Consider the following 3,546-nt stretch of genomic DNA (forward strand, 5'->3'; position numbering starts at 1 on the left):
GTACGGCGTCATACCCGTCTCGCGCATAGGCACGCGGTCTAGATACATCTTCATACCGCTGCCGCTGCGTCCCGCCATCTCAAAGCTGCTAGAGGTTAGCCCCGCCGCACCCATATCCTGGATACCCACGACGTAGTCGGTTTTAAAGAGCTCCAAGCACGCCTCCATCAGCAGCTTTTCGGCAAATGGATCGCCCACCTGCACGGTCGGACGCAGAGATTTGTTCGCGTCGTTAAAGCTATCGCTCGCCATCACAGCGCCCCCAAGCCCGTCGCGACCGGTCTTTGAGCCCACGTAGATTACGCTATTGCCCACGCCTTCGGCCCTGCCGTAGAAAATTTCATCCTTTTTAACGATACCTAGCGCAAAGGCATTAACCAAAATATTGCCGTCAAAGCTCTTATCGAAGCTCGTCTCGCCGCCTATCGTAGGGATGCCCATGCAGTTGCCGTAGTGAGCGATGCCCGCGACTGCCCCTTTTAGCAGATAGCGCTGCTTCCTGGCATTCTCGCTTCTTCCTCGCACCTCGCCGAAGCGAAGCGAGTTCATATTGGCCTCGACGCGCGCGCCCATCGTAAAGATATCGCGCAGTATCCCGCCCACGCCGGTCGCAGCCCCCTGAAAAGGCTCTATGAAGCTAGGGTGGTTGTGGCTTTCCATCTTAAAAACTGCAGCCATGCCGCCGCCGATGTCAATGACGCCTGCATTTTCGCCGGGGCCCTGGATGACCCAAGGCGCCTTGATCGGGAAGCCGCTTAAGTATTTTTTGCTCGATTTGTAGCTGCAGTGCTCACTCCACATCGCGCTAAAAATCCCAAGCTCGAGTAGATTCGGCTCGCGACCTAAAATTTTTAAAATTTTTTCATATTCTTCGTCTGAAATTTTATGTGCCGCTATCGTTTTTTTATCCATTTTTTCGCCCTTTTCGCCGTTAAATTTAAGTCGCAATAATAACTAAAATTTTCTATCATTTCGATTAATCTTCGCCCTTTTTAAGATACTTCTCGTAAAGTTTCGCCTCTTTTAAAAACGCGTAAAATGCGTTAATGTTTGCCGTGATAAATCCCTTGCGCCCGTCAAAAAGCGATCTGCGCAAAATGTATGATTTAAAAAACGCAAACGGATAGATCAGCAAAAGCTTCGCAAGGCTCGGCTTCTTACCCTTCTCAAAATCCCCCTGCGCGCGCAGCGTGGAGTAGTTGTTGTTTTTCGTAACGAGCTCGGCGATCGGCTTTTCGCTAAAGTGATTAATGCAAAATTTGCTCTTTTTTACCGCGCCCTTTACGATCGAAATTTGCGCGTGCACCCCCATATTTTTATACTCGCCGCACTCCTTGCGAAAGAAGCGGATGTGGGTGTTTTTGCGCACGAGATCCGAGCACTTGCGCCCGAGCGAGTATTCATGAAATTTAATATCCAGCGCCGAGTAATCGCTCTGGCTCATAAACTCCTCTAACTCGCCCTTTAGCTCAAGGCTTACCTCCTCGTCGCCGTCGAGATTTAGCACCCATTCGTTGCTGCACAGCGAAAATGCATAGTTTTTCTGCACTCCCTCGCCCTGCCAGTCGTGGTGGTAAATTTTATCGGTAAATTTACGCGCGATTTGCAGCGTGGCATCGGTGCTGCCGCTATCGACGATTATGATCTCGGCAAAATCCGCCACGCTACGCAGCATACGCTCGATGTGGCGCTCCTCATTCATCACTATCGCATAAACGGATGCTTTAATCATAGTTTGTTCCTTATCCTCGTAAATTTAAGCCAAAAATCAAAAAACCCCTCCGTGCCCAAAATGCCGATACGCTTTACGGCGTGTCTGTCGTCGCCCGCCTCGTAAAGTCCGCGCTTGACGACTACCGCGCCTTTGAAATTTAATCTGGCGATATTTAAAATTTCGTCGTTAAATTTACCGTACGGGTAGGCAAACACCTCGCACGGCCGTCCGCAAATACTTGCTACGCGAGCCTTGGATGCAATGATCTCGTCTGCTGCGAGCTGCGGATCGCTCGCGTAGGTAAGGTCTAAATTTACGTGGTGCATCGTATGCGCGCCAAACTCCACCAGCCCGCTTGCTTGCATTTTTAAAATTTGCTCCTCGCTCAGCATTCGCGCGAGATGGGCGGTGTTGGCGCGCTCCCAGTCGTTTTGCGCGGCGTCCGGGACCAAAAATATGCTCGCTTTGAAATTGTATTTTTTCAAAATTTCAAAGGCGCTAGTAAAATTATTTTCAAACCCGTCGTCGAATGTGATGCAAACCGCCTTTTTAGGCAGCCGCTCTAGCGCGATAAGCTCGCTAAACTTAAAGCTTTTAAAGCCATTTTTCGCAAGCCACGCGATCTGCCTTTCAAAATCAGCAGGTCTTAGCCGCCATTTGTCGAATTTATCGCCCTTGTGCTCCTCTACGCTATGATACATCAGCACCCGCGCCTTATGCCAGCCCTGCGGGATCCGCCACCAGTTATACCGCAGTGAAACGCCCACTGCGGCGGCAAAGATCAGAAAGGCTACAAAATAAATCATCTGAATTTCTCTCCGTTTTTATAAACGAACTCGCGCCACTCGTAAGGCTCGCTAAGCGTTAAGCCAAACGTGAGCTCCAGCATAAATTTAGACACGCGCGTGGCATTTACGATTTCTAGCGCCCTAGCCCGACCATTTTTGCCGATAGCCTCGAAACTTCCGTTTTGCAAGCATTCTTTGATCTTGGCAAAACAATCCTTTACATCGCTAAAATATACGACATCGCGCCCATCGATAAAAAGTCTATCCAAGCCCTTTATAGCGGGACTGAATGTGCAAACTCCGCACCCCATAAATTGAGCCATTCGATCGGATGAGTATAAAATTTTATTTTGATTCGGCTTCCAAACGCCGTCATCCGCGTTAAAATTTATCGCTATTTTAGAGCGCGAAATTTCTTGCTGAAACCGCTCCCCAAATACAAACGGCTCGCCTAAACTTCCGTAAATTTTAATCTCTACCCCCTCTTTGGCGCATAGCTGCTTTAGGGTCTCGATAAATTCCTTTCTGTTAGGCAGGTAGTCGTTGCCGATATAAAGGACGTCGTGGCTCTTTTCCGAATCAAAATTTCTATCGAATGCGGCATCCGAGATATTGGGCATAAACGAAACCAAAGTATTTGGATTGCGGCGCGAAATTTCCGCCAGATCCGTAGCATTCGTGCAAAAAAACGCATCGGCTAGGGAAATTTTATTAAAATCGCCGCTATCGGCGCTTCTTAAATCCGCATACCACTGAATTATTTTGATCTTCGGCAGTAGCTTTTTGATGCGGCTTAAAGTATCAAATTTTATCTTTTCGGCCTTGCCGATTAGAAGCAGATCGGCACCGATGTTTTCGCAGATACGCACGAGTTTGGCGTTCATTTTAGCTAACCCGCTGTTTTTCAGCCCGCAAAAGCGCAGGCTCCGCTCCCAATCGCGGTAGCTAAAATCATAGACGAAGTGTCCGCCGCGGATGAGCCCGTGGCTGATCTTGCGCTCCATGCCGTAGAAAAAACTGCCGTCGTCGTATTCGTTAAAAATG

At 48.9% G+C, this 3,546-nt stretch carries 4 protein-coding genes; all 4 read right to left on the reverse strand.

Annotation, left to right across the window (positions count from 1 at the left end; all coding sequences use genetic code 11):
• Window positions 1–912: AIR synthase related protein (locus Q0095_RS05085; RefSeq protein WP_297881963.1), on the reverse strand; the 912-nt coding region annotated here is incomplete at its 3' end.
• Window positions 913–976: 64 nt separating this feature from the next.
• Window positions 977–1,732, reverse strand: coding sequence for a glycosyltransferase family 2 protein (locus tag Q0095_RS05090; protein WP_297881965.1), 756 nt, complete (start codon window positions 1,730–1,732; stop codon window positions 977–979).
• Window positions 1,729–2,520: a polysaccharide deacetylase family protein gene (locus Q0095_RS05095; RefSeq protein ID WP_297881967.1), complete on the reverse strand. Its 792-nt coding sequence runs from the start codon at window positions 2,518–2,520 to the stop codon at window positions 1,729–1,731. Before Q0095_RS05095 ends, Q0095_RS05090 begins: the two co-directional genes overlap by 4 nt.
• Window positions 2,517–3,546, reverse strand: a 1,030-nt coding sequence (locus tag Q0095_RS05100; protein ID WP_297881969.1) for a glycosyltransferase, incomplete at its 5' end; no start/stop codon positions are given. The genes Q0095_RS05100 and Q0095_RS05095, both read right to left, overlap by 4 nt.

The organism is uncultured Campylobacter sp., assembly GCF_938045535.1.
Lineage (GTDB): Bacteria > Campylobacterota > Campylobacteria > Campylobacterales > Campylobacteraceae > Campylobacter_B.

What these genes read in the sequence shown, in the direction of transcription:
- Q0095_RS05095 (WP_297881967.1), bottom strand. Translation starts at nt 2,520, where the DNA reads ATGATTTATTTTGTAGCCTTTCTGATCTTTGCCGCCGCAGTGGGCGTT.
- Q0095_RS05090 (WP_297881965.1), bottom strand. Translation starts at nt 1,732, where the DNA reads ATGATTAAAGCATCCGTTTATGCGATAGTGATGAATGAGGAGCGCCAC.